The 17,415-nt window shown below is 42.6% G+C and carries 16 protein-coding genes and 2 tRNA genes; 3 read left to right on the top strand and 15 right to left on the bottom strand.

Going from position 1 to position 17,415, the window contains the following annotated elements:
* Nucleotides 1-25: 25 nt before the first annotated feature.
* Complete coding sequence (locus DW205_RS15200) at nucleotides 26-2,980, bottom strand: PEP/pyruvate-binding domain-containing protein (RefSeq protein ID WP_005868540.1); 2,955 nt, start codon at nucleotides 2,978-2,980, stop codon at nucleotides 26-28.
* A gap of 195 nt (nucleotides 2,981-3,175) precedes the next feature.
* On the opposite strand from DW205_RS15200, the gene gdhA reads away from it, so the two are divergent.
* Nucleotides 3,176-4,510 carry an NADP-specific glutamate dehydrogenase gene (gdhA, locus tag DW205_RS15195; RefSeq protein ID WP_005868539.1) on the top strand — a complete coding sequence of 445 codons (1,335 nt, stop codon included), beginning with the start codon at nucleotides 3,176-3,178 and terminating at the stop codon, nucleotides 4,508-4,510.
* Between the two features lie 98 nt (nucleotides 4,511-4,608).
* On the opposite strand, the gene ruvC is transcribed toward gdhA, so the two are convergent.
* Entirely contained in the window at nucleotides 4,609-5,166 is a 558-nt protein-coding gene (gene ruvC / locus DW205_RS15190) for a crossover junction endodeoxyribonuclease RuvC (RefSeq protein WP_005858764.1), read from the bottom strand.
* On the bottom strand, nucleotides 5,163-5,477 hold the full coding sequence (locus DW205_RS15185) for a DUF4286 family protein (protein WP_005868538.1): 315 nt from the start codon (nucleotides 5,475-5,477) through the stop codon (nucleotides 5,163-5,165). The genes ruvC and DW205_RS15185 overlap by 4 nt, the downstream gene beginning before the upstream one ends.
* Before the next feature lie 86 nt (nucleotides 5,478-5,563).
* Here DW205_RS15185 and DW205_RS15180 point away from each other — a divergent pair.
* Nucleotides 5,564-5,637: transfer RNA gene (locus tag DW205_RS15180), tRNA-Ala, on the top strand.
* Nucleotides 5,638-5,990: 353 nt separating this feature from the next.
* On the opposite strand, the gene DW205_RS15175 is transcribed toward DW205_RS15180, so the two are convergent.
* From DW205_RS15175 to DW205_RS15155, 5 genes are all read right to left on the bottom strand, one after another.
* Nucleotides 5,991-6,368: a hypothetical protein gene (locus DW205_RS15175; RefSeq protein WP_233523154.1), complete on the bottom strand. Its 378-nt coding sequence runs from the start codon at nucleotides 6,366-6,368 to the stop codon at nucleotides 5,991-5,993.
* A gap of 10 nt (nucleotides 6,369-6,378) precedes the next feature.
* Nucleotides 6,379-7,458, bottom strand: coding sequence for a hypothetical protein (locus DW205_RS15170; protein ID WP_005868533.1), 1,080 nt, complete (start codon nucleotides 7,456-7,458; stop codon nucleotides 6,379-6,381).
* A 299-nt stretch (nucleotides 7,459-7,757) separates the two neighbouring features.
* The gene (locus DW205_RS15165; protein WP_005868532.1) at nucleotides 7,758-9,677 is read right to left on the bottom strand and encodes a glycerophosphodiester phosphodiesterase family protein; all 1,920 of its coding nucleotides are present in this window, start codon (nucleotides 9,675-9,677) and stop codon (nucleotides 7,758-7,760) included.
* 323 nt (nucleotides 9,678-10,000) lie between these two features.
* Nucleotides 10,001-10,471, bottom strand: coding sequence for a hypothetical protein (locus tag DW205_RS15160; RefSeq protein WP_005868531.1), 471 nt, complete (start codon nucleotides 10,469-10,471; stop codon nucleotides 10,001-10,003).
* 301 nt (nucleotides 10,472-10,772) lie between these two features.
* Nucleotides 10,773-11,510, bottom strand: a complete 738-nt coding sequence (locus DW205_RS15155) for an acyltransferase (RefSeq protein WP_005868529.1) — start codon at nucleotides 11,508-11,510, stop codon at nucleotides 10,773-10,775.
* Nucleotides 11,511-11,929: 419 nt separating this feature from the next.
* On the opposite strand from DW205_RS15155, the gene DW205_RS15150 reads away from it, so the two are divergent.
* Nucleotides 11,930-12,367 carry a helix-turn-helix domain-containing protein gene (locus DW205_RS15150; RefSeq protein WP_005868527.1) on the top strand — a complete coding sequence of 146 codons (438 nt, stop codon included), beginning with the start codon at nucleotides 11,930-11,932 and terminating at the stop codon, nucleotides 12,365-12,367.
* Between the two features lie 168 nt (nucleotides 12,368-12,535).
* Here the strand turns inward: DW205_RS15150 and DW205_RS15145 are convergent, their stop codons facing one another.
* The 7 genes from DW205_RS15145 to DW205_RS22555 all read right to left on the bottom strand — a co-directional run bounded on the left by DW205_RS15145 (nucleotide 12,536) and on the right by DW205_RS22555 (nucleotide 17,415).
* Nucleotides 12,536-12,829 carry a nucleotidyltransferase family protein gene (locus DW205_RS15145; protein WP_005868525.1) on the bottom strand — a complete coding sequence of 98 codons (294 nt, stop codon included), beginning with the start codon at nucleotides 12,827-12,829 and terminating at the stop codon, nucleotides 12,536-12,538.
* A 95-nt stretch (nucleotides 12,830-12,924) separates the two neighbouring features.
* A tRNA-Thr gene (locus DW205_RS15140) sits at nucleotides 12,925-12,997 on the bottom strand.
* A gap of 39 nt (nucleotides 12,998-13,036) precedes the next feature.
* Entirely contained in the window at nucleotides 13,037-13,498 is a 462-nt protein-coding gene (locus tag DW205_RS15135) for a hypothetical protein (RefSeq protein WP_005868523.1), read from the bottom strand.
* A gap of 62 nt (nucleotides 13,499-13,560) precedes the next feature.
* Nucleotides 13,561-14,595 carry a DUF6340 family protein gene (locus DW205_RS15130; RefSeq protein WP_005868521.1) on the bottom strand — a complete coding sequence of 345 codons (1,035 nt, stop codon included), beginning with the start codon at nucleotides 14,593-14,595 and terminating at the stop codon, nucleotides 13,561-13,563.
* A gap of 38 nt (nucleotides 14,596-14,633) precedes the next feature.
* Nucleotides 14,634-15,485, bottom strand: a complete 852-nt coding sequence (locus DW205_RS15125) for a sugar phosphate isomerase/epimerase (RefSeq protein WP_005868517.1) — start codon at nucleotides 15,483-15,485, stop codon at nucleotides 14,634-14,636.
* A 73-nt stretch (nucleotides 15,486-15,558) separates the two neighbouring features.
* A complete protein-coding gene (locus DW205_RS22560) occupies nucleotides 15,559-16,422 on the bottom strand; it encodes a sensor histidine kinase KdpD (protein WP_008777940.1) in 864 nt (287 codons plus the stop codon).
* Between the two features lie 6 nt (nucleotides 16,423-16,428).
* Nucleotides 16,429-17,415 (bottom strand): hypothetical protein, encoded by a 987-nt coding sequence (locus tag DW205_RS22555; protein WP_005868512.1) that lies wholly within the window; start codon nucleotides 17,413-17,415, stop codon nucleotides 16,429-16,431.

Genomic DNA, 17,415 nt, shown 5'->3' with positions numbered 1-17,415 from the left:
TATCTTCTCTTGAAACGCTATCTTTTTATGGTTTCAATACCACGCCAAGACTTTTCTTCCCATCCATCTTAATCGTAATCGGAGCATCAAAACGTACATGACGAAGATATTCCGTCTCCTCTACGGCAGGTTGCGCATTCAAGAACGCCTCATCGAACCAACCATCTCCCTTAAATGGATTAACCGTAAAATAGCCCACTCCGAACGAAGTCAGGTTCTGGAAGAAATGGGTACCTTGACTCGGGTCTACCCGATAATTCTCCAATCCGCACTCCACGATCACCCGTGCGTTACTGATATGCGGCCATTTCACCGGAATACCCAACCAAGAGTCGCTGCTCCCCCATCGGCCGGGGCCGACTAATACGTATCCTTTCTCCTGATCGGTGAACGAACGGTTCATCTTCTCGATCTCATAAGCGATCAACTGATTATTGGATGAATTAAAAGCGCCCGTCTTCACATAGATAATATCCTGTACGTCGCCAACGATACCATGCCCCAAAACACTGGTAGAAGAAAGGATGGTTTCCTCGTTCTTCACCAAGCTCAGATCCTCGTCCATAATCTCTTTATTATCTACGATCGGACGGATTTGCAACAGATAGAAAGTCGCCCTTGTATGATCCGAAGGGTCCATGTTGACAGCGAACTCAATCTCGACCGGACGACCCATTTCCTGCTGCCCGATCCGTAAGATCTGATCCAACGTATCCGCCAGCGGGAATACGTCATGCTGTAGGATATTCACGAAAGAAAGGATCTTACGACCGCCCGGATAATAACCGTCACGGATAATCTGATCGTACGGATCGTATGTAGAGACAATATATTTCAAGGAACCTTCAGCGTCAGCGTCCTTCAAACCCAGCTTCACCAAGTTAAAGGCATCATCCACCGAGAAAGCCTCCGCCATATTCTTCAAATCCAAGGCATAGAAACGAGTCTGCGTTTCCCTAAGAGCGAAATCCATCGTACTCATCTGCAAGATACTATGGGGATGTCGGGGAGAGAAACGCAAGGTTTGCCCGCCGTCGACGATATACTTACCCAATCCCAAGGCGATATTCGCGATCCCATCTTCCGCCTTCTCGTTACCGATCGGATAGAAATTCAAGGAACGGGCCACGCCCGACATCGTCGGATAGAAATGATCATTATAACGGGAGCCCACCACTTCTTGCAAGACGATAGCCATCTTCTCCTGATCGATCAAGTTCGAGGTAGCCGTCATATACGCCTTACTGTCCTTATAAAAGACAGAGGCATACACCGCCTTGATAGCGTCGCTCACCGTACGGAGCATATCGTATTTCTCCTCGATCTTAGGTACCATATACGTAGAATAGATCCCGGCGAAAGGTTGATAATGCGAATCTTCCAGCAGGCTGGAGGAACGCACGGCGATCGGGCTTTTCACCACATCGAAGAAAGCCATCAAGTCCTCGATTAAACGGGAGGGCAAGCTGGCCCGCAAGAAATACCGGAGGATCGTCTCGTCGTCCGCATCGCCCAGCGCTACCGGATACAACTCGTTCGTCTCCATGAACTCGTCGAAGATATCGGTACAGATCACGACCGTCTTCGGGATATTCACGGCAAAATTATCACTCTCCAGCTTAGGGTATCGCTTCACCATCGCACCGATAAAGGCAAGACCTCTACCCTTACCTCCCAGCGAACCGTCACCGATACGGGCAAAATTACTATACTCATCAAAACGATCCTTCTGATAAACCGCCACGACACCCGTGTTCTTCATCCGGCGATATTGCACGATCAAGTCGAAAATCAATTTCCGAGCCTCATCCATATCCTTATAGTCACTCACGTCCACATGCTTCAAAACCTCGGCGGGCGGAAACATGGCACGGGAATAAAAGAAACGGGAGAAATGATTCCGGGAGAGATGGTAAACCAACGAATCGTCGGGAATCTGGAAGACTTTCTTTTGAAGGTCTTTCAAATCCTTGATGCGCATGATCTCCTCTTTCGTATGCGGATTCAGGATCACGAAATCGCCGAAGCCGAAACGCTGCATGATCTTCTTTTTCAAATCCTGCGGGTAACTCTTGGAATTCTTATCGATAAACGAGGCGTTCAGTTCCTTCGCGTACACATGGTTGCTGGCCTCCGAAGATTCCAGCACGAAAGGAATGATCAAACCCGTTTTCCGTACATACTGTCCGAACTTATAACCGGCATACGGATCTTTCACGCCATTGTGCATAAAACTCATATCCGAGATAATACCCAACATATTATCCCGATACTGATCAAAAATACGTACCGCCTCCTCGTAATTCCGGGCCAATTTGATCTTCGGACGACCCCGCATACGCAACGTACGCTGGTGATCGTTCAACGCCTCCTTCGCGAACATTTGGCTCTGCTCCAGCACGAACTTATATAAATGAGGCAAAGCGGACGAATAGAAACGAATGGAATCCTCCACCAACAAGATGATCTGTACGCCCACGCTGGCCGTATCGTCCGGAGCGTTCATCTTATCCTCGATCAACTTGATAATCGCCAGTAACAACTCCGAGTTACCCAACCAGCTGAACACATAATCGATAGCGCTCAGATCCTCGTTGGCGATCCGCTTAGACACCTCTTTCGAGAAAGGAGTCAATACAACGATCGGGATATTCGGATAATGCACCTTTATCTCGCTCGCCGCAGCGAATATATCCCGGTTATCCATATTCGGCATGCAAATGATCAATTCGAAGTTCCGGTTCTTCAACTCATTCAAAGCCTCCTCCTCGGTAGTCACCTGCGTAAACCGGGGTGGGTAACGGAGGCTTAAGGAAGTATATTCGTTAAATATCTGCTCATCTACACGCCCGTCATCTTCCAGCATGAAGGAATCATATTTCGTAGCGATAAGCAATACATTATATATACGCTTATTCATTAGATTGGCAAACGGGGTGTCTCTGAACACCAAGTCTTTTAAGTTCGGTATACCGCTCATAATAGATTCTGATAGAATTATTCGAGTCAAATGTAAGGAAAAATAATAACTATTGAAACATGAAAGTACGCATTCTGACTCTAACTGAAGATTTTTAGGTTTTCACTGATAAAAAGTAAGCGAAACTCTTGGTCATTCCAAAGAATTACCTACATTTGCCAACAGAATGTTATCCTTTTAAAGAATATAAATGCTATGAAGACTGAAGTTATTTTATCAGCGCTAGAGGCAAAACATCCGGGAGAAAAGGAGTATTTGCAAGCAGTAAAAGAAGTGCTTTTATCAATTGAGGAAGTGTACAACCAACATCCGGAATTTGAGAAAGCGAAAATCATTGAACGCCTAGTTGAGCCGGAACGTATTTTCACTTTCCGTGTGCCTTGGGTAGATGATAAAGGTGAGATACAAGTTAACTTGGGATACCGTGTTCAGTTCAACAACGCAATCGGCCCGTACAAGGGAGGCATCCGTTTCCACCCGTCCGTTAACTTGTCTATCTTGAAATTCTTAGGATTCGAGCAAACATTTAAAAACGCTTTGACAACCCTTCCGATGGGTGGTGGCAAAGGTGGTTCCGATTTCGCTCCGAGAGGAAAGAGCGATGCCGAGATCATGCGTTTCTGCCAAGCGTTTATTCTTGAATTATGGCGTAATCTTGGTCCGGACAGGGATGTTCCGGCTGGCGATATAGGCGTAGGTGGCCGTGAGGTTGGTTATATGTACGGTATGTACAAGAAATTGGCTCGCGAGAACACAGGTACGTTCACGGGTAAGGGCATGGAGTTCGGAGGTTCTATCCTTCGTCCGGAAGCTACCGGCTTCGGCGCTCTTTATTTCGTACATCAAATGCTGGAGACTCACGGAATCGATATCAAGGACAAGACGGTCGCCATCTCCGGTTTCGGCAACGTGGCTTGGGGTGCCGCTACAAAGGCAACCGAGTTGGGCGCTAAAGTGGTTACTATCTCCGGTCCTGACGGATATATCTATGATCCGGCGGGTATCTCCGGCGAGAAGATCGACTATATGTTGGAATTGCGTAATTCCGGAAATGATATCGTAGCTCCTTACGCAGACGAATTCCCGGGCTCTACCTTCTATCCCGGCAAGAAACCTTGGGAACAAAAAGTAGATATAGCCTTGCCATGCGCTACCCAGAATGAGTTGAACGAGGCTGACGCTCGTAAGTTGATCGAGAACAAGACTTTGTGCGTAGCTGAGGTTTCTAACATGGGTTGTACGGCTGAGGCTGTAGACTTGTTCATCGAGCATAAGCAATTATTCGCTCCGGGTAAGGCTGTCAACGCCGGTGGTGTGGCTACTTCCGGATTGGAGATGACCCAGAACGCTATGCATATCTCATGGACTGCCGCCGAGGTAGACGCTAAATTACATCAGATCATGAGCGCAATCCACGAACAATGCGTAGCTCACGGTAAAGATGGCGAATATATCAATTATGTAAAAGGCGCAAATATCGCAGGCTTCATGAAAGTAGCGAAAGCTATGATGGCTCAAGGTATCGTATAAGAATAAGGTCAGTTTAGGCTAAATAAAAACATAGTTATGAATTCTTTGAACCTTAGTTATGGTTTGAGAATTTCATAACTATGTTTTTTAAGCTCATATCAGCGGACTTTCCCGGGGTTCTTAGCGATAAAATCCTTCCATCCCGTATACTTCTTTTCCGAGATCGGATTATTGGTTTGGAAATAATGACAAACAGCCGCCGCCAACCCATCCGTAGCGTCCAATTGCGGAAGCATAGACTCATCCGGTATCTTCAGATAGCGTTGTAGCATGCCGGCCACTTGTTCTTTCGCCGCATTTCCATTCCCCGTGATCGAGAGCTTGATTTTTAGAGGGGCGTACTCGAAGATCGGGATATCCCGCTCCAAGGCCGCCGCCATCGCTACTCCTTGTGCCCTTCCGAGTTTCAACATACTCTGTACGTTCTTCCCGAAGAAAGGCGCCTCGATAGCCAACTCATCCGGATGGTATTGATCGATCAAGGCCAAGACCCGTTCGAATATCTTACGCAGACGGAGATAATGATCCTCATATTTATTCAATTGCAGGATTCCCATAGCTTCCAGCTTCGGTTTATTCCCCTCGATCTTCAAGATTCCGTATCCCATCACGATCGTACCGGGGTCTATGCCTAATATAATACGGTCCTTGATCATTTAGGTAGCTCTATATCTTCCAACAGGGTAGAGAATCCTGCGATTTTCTCTTTATAACGTCCTATCAAATCTTGCTGCAAGGCTCCGCCTTCCTTACGCACCCACTCATTCAACGAATCGATATCCCTCGTATGAAACTGTACGGAAAAACTTTCACCTTCCTCATTCCGCGAATCCAAGATCCGTCTCAAATAAGGACTATAAAGGATACCGCTCTCGGAGGCTTTCGGTATATAACTATTCTTCAAATATTCCAGACACTCATCCACGATATCCTTATGGATATGAAAAGTCGTATTATAAACTATCATCTTCTTTCCTTTCTCTTGAAATTTCTTATACAAAGATAGCGCATATATCAAGAAAAGCCTTATATTTGCACATGAATTAACAAGACGGGGCATTAGCTCATCTGGCTAGAGCGACAGACTGGCAGTCTGTAGGTGATCGGTTCGAGTCCGATATGCTCCACTGTTTAACATATATCAAACATTTAGGGAATACCCATTGCTGGATATTCCCTTTTGTTATTTTATGCCTACTCAATCAGATTTTCCATCCTTACGCAATGAGAGAGGATACATATAAGGTTCAACAATGTTTGGGCGACATGAATATGGCAAATGTTTTTGGATTCGCAATGTATAACTTGATATTTATACCCCATCTTCCGAATCATTTAAAGAAGTAGCTTCAGAGGCTTAATCTTAATATCTTCCCATGAGTTGTTATCAAACTTTTTCTGAAGTCCTTTATGTTTCTGCAGTAGAATTATGCTAATCATAGCTGCAAATAGGATACAGATTAGGTGTTTCATGTCTTATTTAATAAGCAAATTCTAATTCTGGCTCATTAATAAAATCATCTATATATCTAAAGGATTGGGGGGCTACAAATGAATCCCACTTTTCGTAAGGATCAATAGGTTTTTCATAGGGTAACAATGTTCCAACCTTTATCGCATATGCCTGATGCTTTCCTGTAAAATAATCGTCAAAGAACCTTTTTGTTATGCCAGAGAACTTTCTGGTTTTCCTCCAAATCGACTGAGGTTCATCCACCAAAACCTCTTCAATGGTAAACTCGCCCACTATTTTACCAACAGGCATAGTAGAATAGACTATTACAGAAGTAACCTTCTTGTTTGTAAAAATAGCCTTCCTATATTCAAATTTCTTTCTTCCGGAGAATATCTCTTCCACAAACTCCGGCTTAATCGACAACAATATTTTCATTTACGTTTCCTCCTTTTAATACATTTTGAAATTGATCGTCAGTCAACGGAATAAACCCCCAATACGTGTCAAGTGCAATACCAATTCCATATTTGCTTTTTAAATCATCATTGATAACACGTTTACCTAATGCAGCATTATATGTCATCTTTATAACATATAACTGCTTAGGCCTATTTGTTTTAGGATCTACTTGTTCCCAGATTTCCTTCAACTCCTTTTCCGCAAAGATACTATAAGCCGAGCTATATTTCGTGAACTCCTCCACGTTTTTAAAACTACGTCTTGTTTTTATCTCTTGAACTTCACACACCGATGTAACAACACTCCTGTATTTTGCCGGACCTTTTCCATCACTCGTCCGGTATATAAGTAACAAATCTTTAGGCTTCAGATTAGCACATCCATACATATAACATATATAGATTTTATGAATGCTGTTAGTTGGCGCTATATCTTGAACGACATCATAGCTTTCATTATTTAATATCGAATCCGGAAATAAACGAGTATGATATTTTGGATAGATGGATAGTAAATACTTTTTGCAGCCTGCTTTTTTGATAAGCGGATAATCAAGTAAAACATTGCCTGTATATAATTTCATATCCTTGACGTAAACTTGTTCGGTTCCATTTTGAGTTATTTTCGTTGCCTTGGGAATAAAACCATATCTAGATATTAAAGAAATTAGTCCAGTATGTTTTGAGAACACTGTTAAATACACTTCTTCCGCATTTTCTGCAACCGCATAATCCATTATTTTCTTTATGAAGCGCTCTCCATATTTCGTACCATGAGCATCTACCTTAAATGTTCCTGCCTTTATTCTTCGCTTAGCAGATAGCACAGGAACAACATCATTAATCTCCCCATCTTCAACTTTAACGTAGAGAAAGCCAACCATCTTATTCGTGGATTTATCTATTTCAATATAAGCTTTTGAGCCATCAGTTTGCTTTTTCTTAAACCATGTTTCGAACTCTTTGTAATCAGCTTTTAGTGAGTCAAAAAAAGAATTGTCTAAATCAATTCCAGAGAAAGGTTTATAGTCCATGATATAAATTAGCGAACCCTCTCATATCGTGTGCCCACCGATTGTTAATATCGGAACCCGATCTACGGATTACACTATAAAAGAGAGCTCAATAAGGTTCAACAATGTTTAGGCGATGTGAATATGGCAAAAGTTTTTGAATTAGCAATGCGTAACTTGATATTTATTACCAACCTTCTGGCAGGTCATTCAAAGGAACAGCTTCAGAAGCGGCAATTTTAAAGCCTAATAAATATGCCTTTCGCATATTCTTCTGACTTAATCTTAAGTCGTTCCAAACTTTATTATTGGCACTTGCATTAAGATTTAACAGATAGAGCACTAGATTGAAGCCTAGCTCTTGTTTCACCCACTCTTTCAGGAAAATCAGTTAATACATGCACCGTTCGAGATTCTATCAATTCACCTAATTGACTATCAAAATCACCAATATAATGCCGTCTACCATATTCAATATTCCAACGCCATTCAACACCCTTAACTAGACGTTCGGCTTTTGCTTCCAGCTCACTTGCATGCATCTTCAGCCGGAAATATATGTTCAGTAAACTTGCAGCTACATCCAGTTGATCATACTGATCATCCTCTATCAGCCGATCCGCATCCTTTATCAGTCGATCTGCATCTGCTCTCAGTTCATCTGCATCAGCACAAACTTTCTTGAAAAGATCTGATGGATCGCTTTTATCTAGACAAGTTTTAAATAAAGGTAAATAGCAATCGATATCCTTTCTTGAAAATTCCAGACATTGAACTTTTCCCTCCGGATTAAATAAAGGCATCTCTGCTGGTAATACATAAGTTCTAATATAATCAGGAGAAGACAGTAAAGGATCCTCCTTACTTCGAAGGGCGAGAGATTCTCTATATTCATCTATATCCCAAACCATTGTTTCCCGACCTTGAACACTAGGCAACAAAATCCGATTATGAGTTATATCAATTAAGCTAGAAGGTACAACCTTAGATCTATCTTCATCTATAGCTCCCACTGCCTGCTCCAGAGGAGATTTACCCAAACCAACGAGCATTCCTCCCATCCTTGTTTTTTGGACTCTAGTTTCAGCAAACCGTAGAATATCCTGTGGAGTTCCATTAAACATTATTATCTCAAGACATGCGGCATTTGGATTAGTTTTCTTAAAATGATTAACAGCTCTAGCTGTGGCAGCAACCAAATCTCTTTCCTTTTCCATTCCTTTCATTTCGATTTCAAACCTAAAAGCTTTTCCACAAAAATGAGCATATTCAACAGCCACAGGAAGTACCATTGATAGCAAATCTGTTAGACATAAAAAAGCCGTTGATAGGTCATTCCTTCCACCTTTAGGATCACTTCTACTAGTCTTAATCAAATCTCTAGAACTCATATCTCTTATTGACATTCTCTTCTTTCCAAATAAATCACGACGTACGGCTGTCATTTGGTCATAAATATTACTATCGTGACTTATTATAGGTAGACCATCTTGTGACAAAAAAACATCGCATTCTATGCCATCAATACCTTCTGGATTAGATTGACTAGCGGCATTTTGTAATGCCATATCAAATGCTAATGGCGAATTTTCAATGGGGCGCTGTCTTGCGGGATCATCATCTCGAATCAATCCTCCAAATGAACGGTTCGTAGCTCCCATACCACGATGCGCTATAATAGATAACCGATCACGTAGAGCCATTTGTAAGCGTAATGTTCTTAGCCTAGATAAAACACCAATATCAGCAGATTCTGGGTAATTCAGCCAATAGCTTAGAGGGGCCATAATAACAACCATGTCATATTGCATCGGATATATTGGTCCTAGTATAGCAGCATCAATAGAAGCACACATTAACCCTGTCAAGCTCCCCTGCAATGTTCCATCTATTTTCTCTCCTTGATTAATCTGAGCAATCACAGTAAAAAGACTCTGTCTCACTGGCCCTATTGGAGGATAAACATCCGGATTTAAAGCTCCGCATATTCGATTAAGTTTTCGATTTTGTTTTACATTTATATGAGCCTTATCTACTTGATGTCCGAGGGCACCCTCTGTTACTTTTGAGTCTTCTTTATCAGGGGTTACGGTATCTCCCTTCCCTAACTGCGCTACTCTCATCGAAAAATTGGGTTGTTTCGATCTTTGTAAAAATTCTTCTATACCCACACATTTATTTATTTTTCGTGAAGGAGGAATAACTCTTGAAACAGAAGGCTGTTGTGTATAGTTTTGCATAAAGGTTATTTTTAAGGGAAACTACAATATATTATTAATCCTAGCCCAATAAATTCAATGCCAATTGTAATTGGCTTACAACACCAAGCAAATAATATTTGGCGATATAAAAATGAGGAAACTTTACGAGAAAAACAAGAAAGCCCCACTTTAAAATAAAGCAGGGCCAAAATTATTGCCAAACAACCGTACTTAAGCAAAGTTAAATGCGGATTCATATCTTTTCTCGTTGAGTCAAGCCCGTTAAAGTAATCCACCACAGCGGGCTTTATTATTTTTCCGTCATAATATCCTTTTGGCTTGTTTAGAAGCCAGAAGGTAACCTATACGGCTTCTTTTTCCCAATCCGCAAAGTTCTTATCCAGTACTCTTTTTAAGTTTTCGCTTTGGTTGCGATAATAATTAAACAAGTCTTTCGCTATCTGCTTTTTCCCGTTCAAGCGGGACAGGAAGCGTAAGTGTTCCGTAAGTTTATGACTTACGTGATTACGCTCATTTACCGGAATATCCTGTCGCATCAAGTAGGGTATGCAAACCTCATGTAAGTTAGGAATCGCCAAATCCCAAGGGACAGCGACCAATGATCCTAAAAAGTCTACGGAAAGCTTCAACTTCTTATAAAACATAATCAATATTTCCTTTTCTGTTCGATTGGGCGTACATGCGTCCGGCATTAACAAGACAGCTTCTTTCAAGAAATAATCTTTTAAATTCTCGTCCGATACATGGAATAGGGTTTTCTGTAGTAGCTCGAAGCCACCGACTACCTGCTGAGATGCTTCTTGGTTGTTCATACGTTACTAGTATTAAGTATTGTAGACGGCTATTCTCTATAAAATGAACGGCTCCGCCTTTCCCGTTGAACTACACCACTCACGGCAGTGGGTGCATTAACACTCCACACGGGGGTACGAAGCCGCCATATAGAATACTATGGACGGGCATAAAAATGCCCGCCATAGGAAGGTGGCAGGTATATGACCCGCCGTGAGTGAAAAGTAGTTCAAGAACAAAGGTATAATAAATATCCGAAACCTCAGCCACATATTCCATAAAAGTTACTTAGCCATCCATTATTTACATGAATGAGCCTTCCTATCCTTTTAGATATTTATCGATACACCTACGATCCCAATTGATACCCCGTCTTACGATTTTCGCAGGAATTCCCGCAAGGATCACATTCGGCTCATTAAATTCCTTCGTTACGACACTGCCCCAGCCTACAATACTGTTATCAGATATTTTTACATTCTTACCGATCTTAGCGTCTTTTCCGATCCACACATGTTTGCCTATCTCTATGTACTTCGCAAAATTAATCGGCGCACCCTCCAAATCCGTTATCGTATGCGCATCGGTACACCAGATATCGACACCCCAGCTTAACTGACTATCATCACCAATGCTGACACGCGAGTCATTTTCCTGCAAGTATAACGTAACGCCATTGATTACTACACGATCCCCTATATCTACCCGGCAATTATTAGCGACCCTCGAAACACCCGCACCCAATCCCGGCAACTGCCCAATGATGAGCTTTAATCCCGTCATACCCAATATCGAAGAGTATCGTAAGATAATCGTTCCCACATTTACGATGTTATTATCCCCTTTTACGATCAAGAGAAAGCCATCACTAAGCAATAATTCCTCCGCCTTATCTTCTGATTCAAAACACATTGAGACCTGATTATTATTTCCTGCGATCGTTATGTTGGCCCGATTGACAACCTTAGCGAATCTCTCATTCGGGGCAGAAATACAATTGACTCTACCATGCGGGAAAATTAATGTAAGCTCGTTGTTCTGTCCGTTTATATGTTCCATGTCATTCCATACTTTATAATTCGCATTCTATTATTGCAATACGACTCCTTGTTTCACTTCCCAAATATACGAAAAGAAATGATTCACGCCGAGAAAAGCGATAACGCTTGCCTTCATTATTATTCCCGGCCGACAATTAAAATCAGATGGGTAAAAAGGAGCCAACTTCATCGGCACATGGAGTTAACTTACTTGGTCATTTAAGTTAACTTACTTGGTCATCGAAGTTAACTTACTTTTCTGATACCTTTATTTTAATACAACCCGAACCTAAGTGCGTTTTTATATTCTTCTATTTCCACGATCTCGTTGAGTTTGCCAATATTGATACGATGAGCGTCATCTACAAAAAACAATATCCTTTCGCATGGCAATAAATATATCCTTCGTATATTTGTTGGAAATTAAAAATAACGAGCATGGAAGAAATAAGTAAAGTTACAAAAAGCCGGGTACACCACGGATTCAACATCTCTATAGCACGAAATAGAAAAGGTTTGAAGCAAGCTGCTTTGGCTGATATGCTCGGTATATCCCAACAAAGGCTGTCCCAACTAGAGAACCAGCGGGTAGTCAAGGACGAGATACTAGAGAAGGTATCCGAGGCAACCGGCGTTTCCGTAGAAGATTTAAAGACGATTGAGGAACCGATGAGCGTTTATATTGAAAATAATAACACAATATCCGATTCATCAAACATTGGAAGTGTCGGTGATAGTATTGGAGAATACACACAAACATATAACACCAATCCCCTCGACAAGATCGTAGAGTTATACGAACGTCTCCTAAAGGAAGAGAAAGAACGAGTAAAGACATTAGAAAAGCGCATCAAAGAGCTAGAAGGAAAAGCGTAGATCTTTTTTGACACCGTCCAGCATTTTGTGTAAATAGAAAACTTTAGGATTTAGGTTTCATACTTGAATCCAGTTTTCAAATATAGTAATAAATCGATAGTCCCATCAAATAACATCTTATCAATAGTTGTTTGTATCTTCATCAAAGAGGAATGGACTAATTCTGTATCACATATAAATACCTTCTTTTTCAATTCGGTTTCTCAAAAGTGAATCCATGTGATCCCGTAATCGGACGATATCGACATTACAACCAAACAGAGTTTGCAGATCTTCCTTTATATGTACCAATGCGAACATATTAGGCTTTGAGGTTTCCAAATAAACATCAACGTCACTATCTTCTGTTTGCTCCCCTCTGGCAACAGAGCCGAATATTCCCATACGGATAATGCTATATTTAGAAGCATTCTTCGCCATATAATCACGCAAGATATTCATATATTCAGCTGTTGATTCCATATCCTCTTATTCATTTGATACAAATGATACGTGTTCAATTTTAAACAAACCATAAAAAAAGGCAGCTATCTTTTAGATAACTGCCTTTTATTGCGAGCCGAAAGCCGGACTTGAACCGGCGACCTACGCATTACGAATGCGTTGCTCTACCAGCTGAGCTATTTCGGCAACATTTGTTTCTTTATTTCGGGCGCAAAGATACAGGGTTTATTTGACATCTGCAAGAAGATTCGCTAAAAAATCATCTAAATCCGCATCTAAATCTTTTAATAGAGGATCGTCCAGACGAAGCACATCATCGTCTATGAAGAGAAGTTCCTCTATCACAACAAAATCTTCATCAGTCAAGCTAACAGAAAGAGGTTTCATGAACCGGGGAGCGTCAAAAATATTCTTGGTGGATAAGATCGTAAGGACCGCCTTCACCGAAGCGGCAACCCGCTTATTGAATGCGTTCTCCTCCTCGTTCGAGTTCACCCAATCGAAGATAACGATCTTTTCGACCAAATGCTCATCATCATCATAAATTTGCAGTTCCCCGCTTTCCGCATCGGCCTGCACATATAAGTCGCTTATAAAATTACCGGACTCATCCTTGGCCAGCTTTTCAATAGCCGACGTAAAAGCATTCTCGATGAGGGATTGAACCTTTGCTATATTTGCGTTCATATATTAATTCTCCTTTATTCGAATATGCGTCAAAAGTAATAATAATTCACCGAATAACGCCGTTAATCCTCACCAAATTGCACATTTAGTTTCTTATCGGAACGAATTCGTTCGGCCAACGCCTGCACATAGAGTTCCAATAATTTGGTACTCTTATCATTATCACCACTATTACGCTTGAATAAATCGTATGATTTATGAGCCCACTCATAGGCTTCTTTTAAATCTCCTCTCATCTCATGGCATAGGGCCAGATTAGAGGCCGCCTTCGCCCGGCTTTTCCAGTTTTCCGTACCCCGGTAAAGCCCGGACCAACGATCTTCCGCCATATCCCATTTCTCATTAGCCGCATAAGCGGAAGCCTCTTTCCAACGTGAACCCATTCCGGTAAAGTACCAACGAGTCTCCTTCTCCCAATGAGGAACAAAATTAGCGTAGACCTTCGCCCCGAAATATTTACCGGCCCCACGCAAAGCATTCTCCGGAGAGGGCAATACCTTATCCAAGATCGGCATATAATCCGCACTTTCCGCCCAATAAATACTATCTTTCATATGTACCGTCGCCAGTGGAGCCTCACGATCGGGAACGTAACTGCGTATCACGCCAGCCATCTGCACGTCGATCATTCCCATTACATACCCTTCGCCCAAGGTACCTACGCTTTTCTTCATATCGAACAGCAAGCGGTCGATGGAGATAACCGCATCGGCACCAGTCTCATCGCATAGCGACACTACTTGCCCTTGGGTAAGTTTCGTATCCAGAAACGCCTGATTATCTTTTCGAACCGCATCATGGTAAAGCAATACGTCGTTAAAATAAGAAGCCTCCACGATAGCCTCCCCTAAAGTACGGCAAGCGTCAAACAGCGCACTATCCGCTTTCGCTTTGCAAGTATCCTGCTTTTCTCCCTGCAAGGTGTATTCGTAACCCGCATCCTCCGGTTGGGGAACGGCATTGTTTACGATAAGTACCTTGGCGACATTCTCAGGAAACGTCACCTCCGCAGGATTATACGTCTCGATACCTACATAATTAATCGTGCTACAAGCGGACAACAAACCCGCTATGCCTATAAAAAGAATGCTTCTCATCTTCATCTATTTAAAAGGGGGCGATTTACGCCCCCACATTATGTCAAATCACTCACAGCCTTGAAATAGCCGATAGACTCCGCGATCCCCAAGAATGGGTCTTTCATGTCTTTCTCGTATTCCAAGCTGCACATTCCCGTGTAATTAACTTCCCGCATCATACGGATCAACGCAGGGAAGTCGATCTTTCCACGACCGATCTCGATGCCGACTCCCGCCTTCGAAGAATCCGTCACGTCCTTGATGTGCATATCGAACACCCGGGTATGGTATTTCTTCAAGTCGGCCACAGGATCACAGCCGTTTCGCAAGTCATGCCCGACATCCAGACACATACCGATACGGGGGTCTAAATCCTTCGTATGCTCCCAAACGTCCGTAGCGTCGGGATACGTCTTAATATCAGGACCGTGCAAGTGGATGGCGTAATGGAAATCATACTCCTTCACTTTTTTATCCACATAGGGTAAAAGCTCGTAATTCGGGACACCGACGATCAACTTCACTCCTACCCGCTTCGCATAATCAAACGCACGGTCTATCTCTTCCTCGCTCTTCATATAAATAGGACCTACGGCATATCCCGTCACTTTATGGGCAGCGCATTTATCATGAAAAGCCCGAATCTGCTCATCCGTACTATTCAACGGCAAATGGAAATCCTTGACGCAAAGATAATGGATATCTAATCGTTCCAACGTCTTCAACGTCGTATCTAAATCAAAATTAACGAAAGTATATCCCGCCATTCCCAGATGGAATGGATTTACGGCCTTCGGAGCCTTTGGTTTTACAGGGTCCGGCAAACCGGCCTTAGCGATAGCGGAAGTTCCCAACAAGAGAGCCCCGGCCAATCCTTGCTTAAAAAATAAACGTCTTGAGTGTTTCATGGTTTATATTATATATAATAATGTATACTATCATCATAAACAGTTTTCACCCCGCAAGATAATAAAAAGATCTTTACGAGCCAGCATTCGGACGAATCAGTGGCAAAGTTACATAAAAGATCGAGCCTTTTCCCAGCTCAGAGGTAACCCATATCTTTCCTCCCATTTGCTCTACCAATCCCCGACAGATAGCCAATCCCAGTCCAACGCCTTTGCTCCAACTGTCCAATTGGACAAAACGGCTGAATATGGAATCGATCTTATCTCTCGGTATTCCCTCTCCGCTATCCTCCACGAAAAACTCGACAGAAGCCGCCGTTCTCTTATATCCAAAACGGATGAACCCCTTCTCGGTATGCTTGATCGAATTCGTGAGCAAATTCGTAAGGATTTGTGTCAAGCGGTTCTTATCAGCCTCCATCACCAAGGCCTCGCAGTCGTTCAGTCGCAACTCTATGCCCGACGGCATACGCAACAAGATCATGCTATAAATCTCTTTCATCAGCAAACCAATATCCAGCTCCTTATAAATCAGAGGCATGGAATTTGACTCGATCTTGGATAGATCGAGCACATCCCCGATCAACCGCTGCAACAACTCATTATTACTCTGGATGATATTTGAGAACTCAAGCCTTGTCTCCCGGTCTTCCTCATCCACCAATACTTGCGAGAAACCTACGATAGCGTTCAAAGGTGTCCGTATCTCATGATTCATGTTCGCTAAAAACGCGGACTTCAGGCGATCGGCTTCCTCCGCCTTTTCCTTAGCCCTCTCCAGCCTCAATCCGTACCGATGCCGGGAATACGAGATATATCCCAAGAAGCAACAGATGATCATCAAAATCGCAAGACCTCCTCCCATTGTCAATAAATTAGCACGTAGATGGCTCGCGTCCAGCTCCATCTTCTTATTTGCCAATTCCAGTTTATCCACATCATGCTAGTTCCTCAGCATAGCCAAATCCGCATAAAATTCGGCGCTCATAAGCGAGTCTTTCAAATGCGTATATATTTGATAGGTCTTAGCGGATTTTACCCCTTCCCCTTTCTGTAAAAGGATATCCGCCTTTTTCGCCAGCATCAATAGTATTTGGGTATTCTTCTTTTCAGAGCTAACGATAGAGAGTAACGTATCGACAAAGGTTAAAGCCCTGTCATAGTCTTTTATAAATATAGAATAGTCCAGCTCCAAGTTCATGACCGTTTGAGTCTCTCTAACTAAATTCGCCTCTTCCACACAACGTTTGGTCAATATTAAATGCGAATGGGCTAATTTGGCATCATTCATCTCGATACCTTGAACCGCATACGAACGGTGATAGAGATATTTAAGGTAATTCACCGACATCTCTTCATTCAATTCCGTAATCCCATTCCCGTCACAATAGTCGATATAGGCTTTCAACTTCTCCAGATAGCGTTTCCTTGTCTCGACCGTCCTCCCTTTGTTCAATATCTGGCGAATGATATAAATCCGCTTGGGCAAAGGGGTGTCACGCTCCTCCATTCCCTGAAGCACCTCTTCGTATAAGGCGATACCTTCACTCATGAATCCCGTCTCGATATAAAAGTCCGCTAACGCTTGGTTCGCCATATCGGCACCCTCCGGGAAATTCAATTCTTTAGAAAGGGCCTTCAACGCATTCACCTCCCGCAGAACCCCATCATCCTCCCGGCGGCTCGTCATGGTATAGATATTCCAGCCTTTTACCCGAAACAGGTCCTCAATACGTCCTACCTCCAAAAACACAGGCTCCGCCTTTTGTATGAAATAGCGCATACTATCCGTATTTTTCGAATAGTAATAGCGAATTAGCCTATACAATTCGTCCGCCTCCTGCCGGCGCAAGCTATCACTCCCCGCCGCCAATATACGAACGGATGACAGTAAAAGCAGGAATAGGAAAATAATACGTAGTTGTCTCAT

It is taken from the genome of Parabacteroides sp. AM17-47, from assembly GCF_003434625.1.
GTDB classification, from domain to species: domain Bacteria; phylum Bacteroidota; class Bacteroidia; order Bacteroidales; family Tannerellaceae; genus Parabacteroides; species Parabacteroides distasonis.
Note: the sequence above shows the minus strand (reverse complement) of the source record. Positions and strands in the feature narration are given on the sequence as shown.

Excerpts from the sequence above, each read along its gene's own strand:
- DW205_RS15150 (WP_005868527.1), top strand. The coding sequence starts at position 11,930 with ATGGAAGAAATAAGTAAAGTTACAAAAAGCCGGGTACACCACGGATTC.
- DW205_RS15130 (WP_005868521.1), bottom strand. The coding sequence starts at position 14,595 with ATGAGAAGCATTCTTTTTATAGGCATAGCGGGTTTGTTGTCCGCTTGT.
- DW205_RS15160 (WP_005868531.1), bottom strand. The coding sequence starts at position 10,471 with ATGAACAACCAAGAAGCATCTCAGCAGGTAGTCGGTGGCTTCGAGCTA.
- DW205_RS15165 (WP_005868532.1), bottom strand. The coding sequence starts at position 9,677 with ATGCAAAACTATACACAACAGCCTTCTGTTTCAAGAGTTATTCCTCCT.
- DW205_RS15145 (WP_005868525.1), bottom strand. The coding sequence starts at position 12,829 with ATGGAATCAACAGCTGAATATATGAATATCTTGCGTGATTATATGGCG.
- DW205_RS15170 (WP_005868533.1), bottom strand. The coding sequence starts at position 7,458 with ATGGACTATAAACCTTTCTCTGGAATTGATTTAGACAATTCTTTTTTT.
- DW205_RS15155 (WP_005868529.1), bottom strand. The coding sequence starts at position 11,510 with ATGGAACATATAAACGGACAGAACAACGAGCTTACATTAATTTTCCCG.
- DW205_RS15200 (WP_005868540.1), bottom strand. The coding sequence starts at position 2,980 with ATGAGCGGTATACCGAACTTAAAAGACTTGGTGTTCAGAGACACCCCG.
- DW205_RS15185 (WP_005868538.1), bottom strand. The coding sequence starts at position 5,477 with ATGATAGTTTATAATACGACTTTTCATATCCATAAGGATATCGTGGAT.
- ruvC (WP_005858764.1), bottom strand. The coding sequence starts at position 5,166 with ATGATCAAGGACCGTATTATATTAGGCATAGACCCCGGTACGATCGTG.
- DW205_RS15125 (WP_005868517.1), bottom strand. The coding sequence starts at position 15,485 with ATGAAACACTCAAGACGTTTATTTTTTAAGCAAGGATTGGCCGGGGCT.
- gdhA (WP_005868539.1), top strand. The coding sequence starts at position 3,176 with ATGAAGACTGAAGTTATTTTATCAGCGCTAGAGGCAAAACATCCGGGA.
- DW205_RS22555 (WP_005868512.1), bottom strand. The coding sequence starts at position 17,415 with ATGAGACAACTACGTATTATTTTCCTATTCCTGCTTTTACTGTCATCC.
- DW205_RS15135 (WP_005868523.1), bottom strand. The coding sequence starts at position 13,498 with ATGAACGCAAATATAGCAAAGGTTCAATCCCTCATCGAGAATGCTTTT.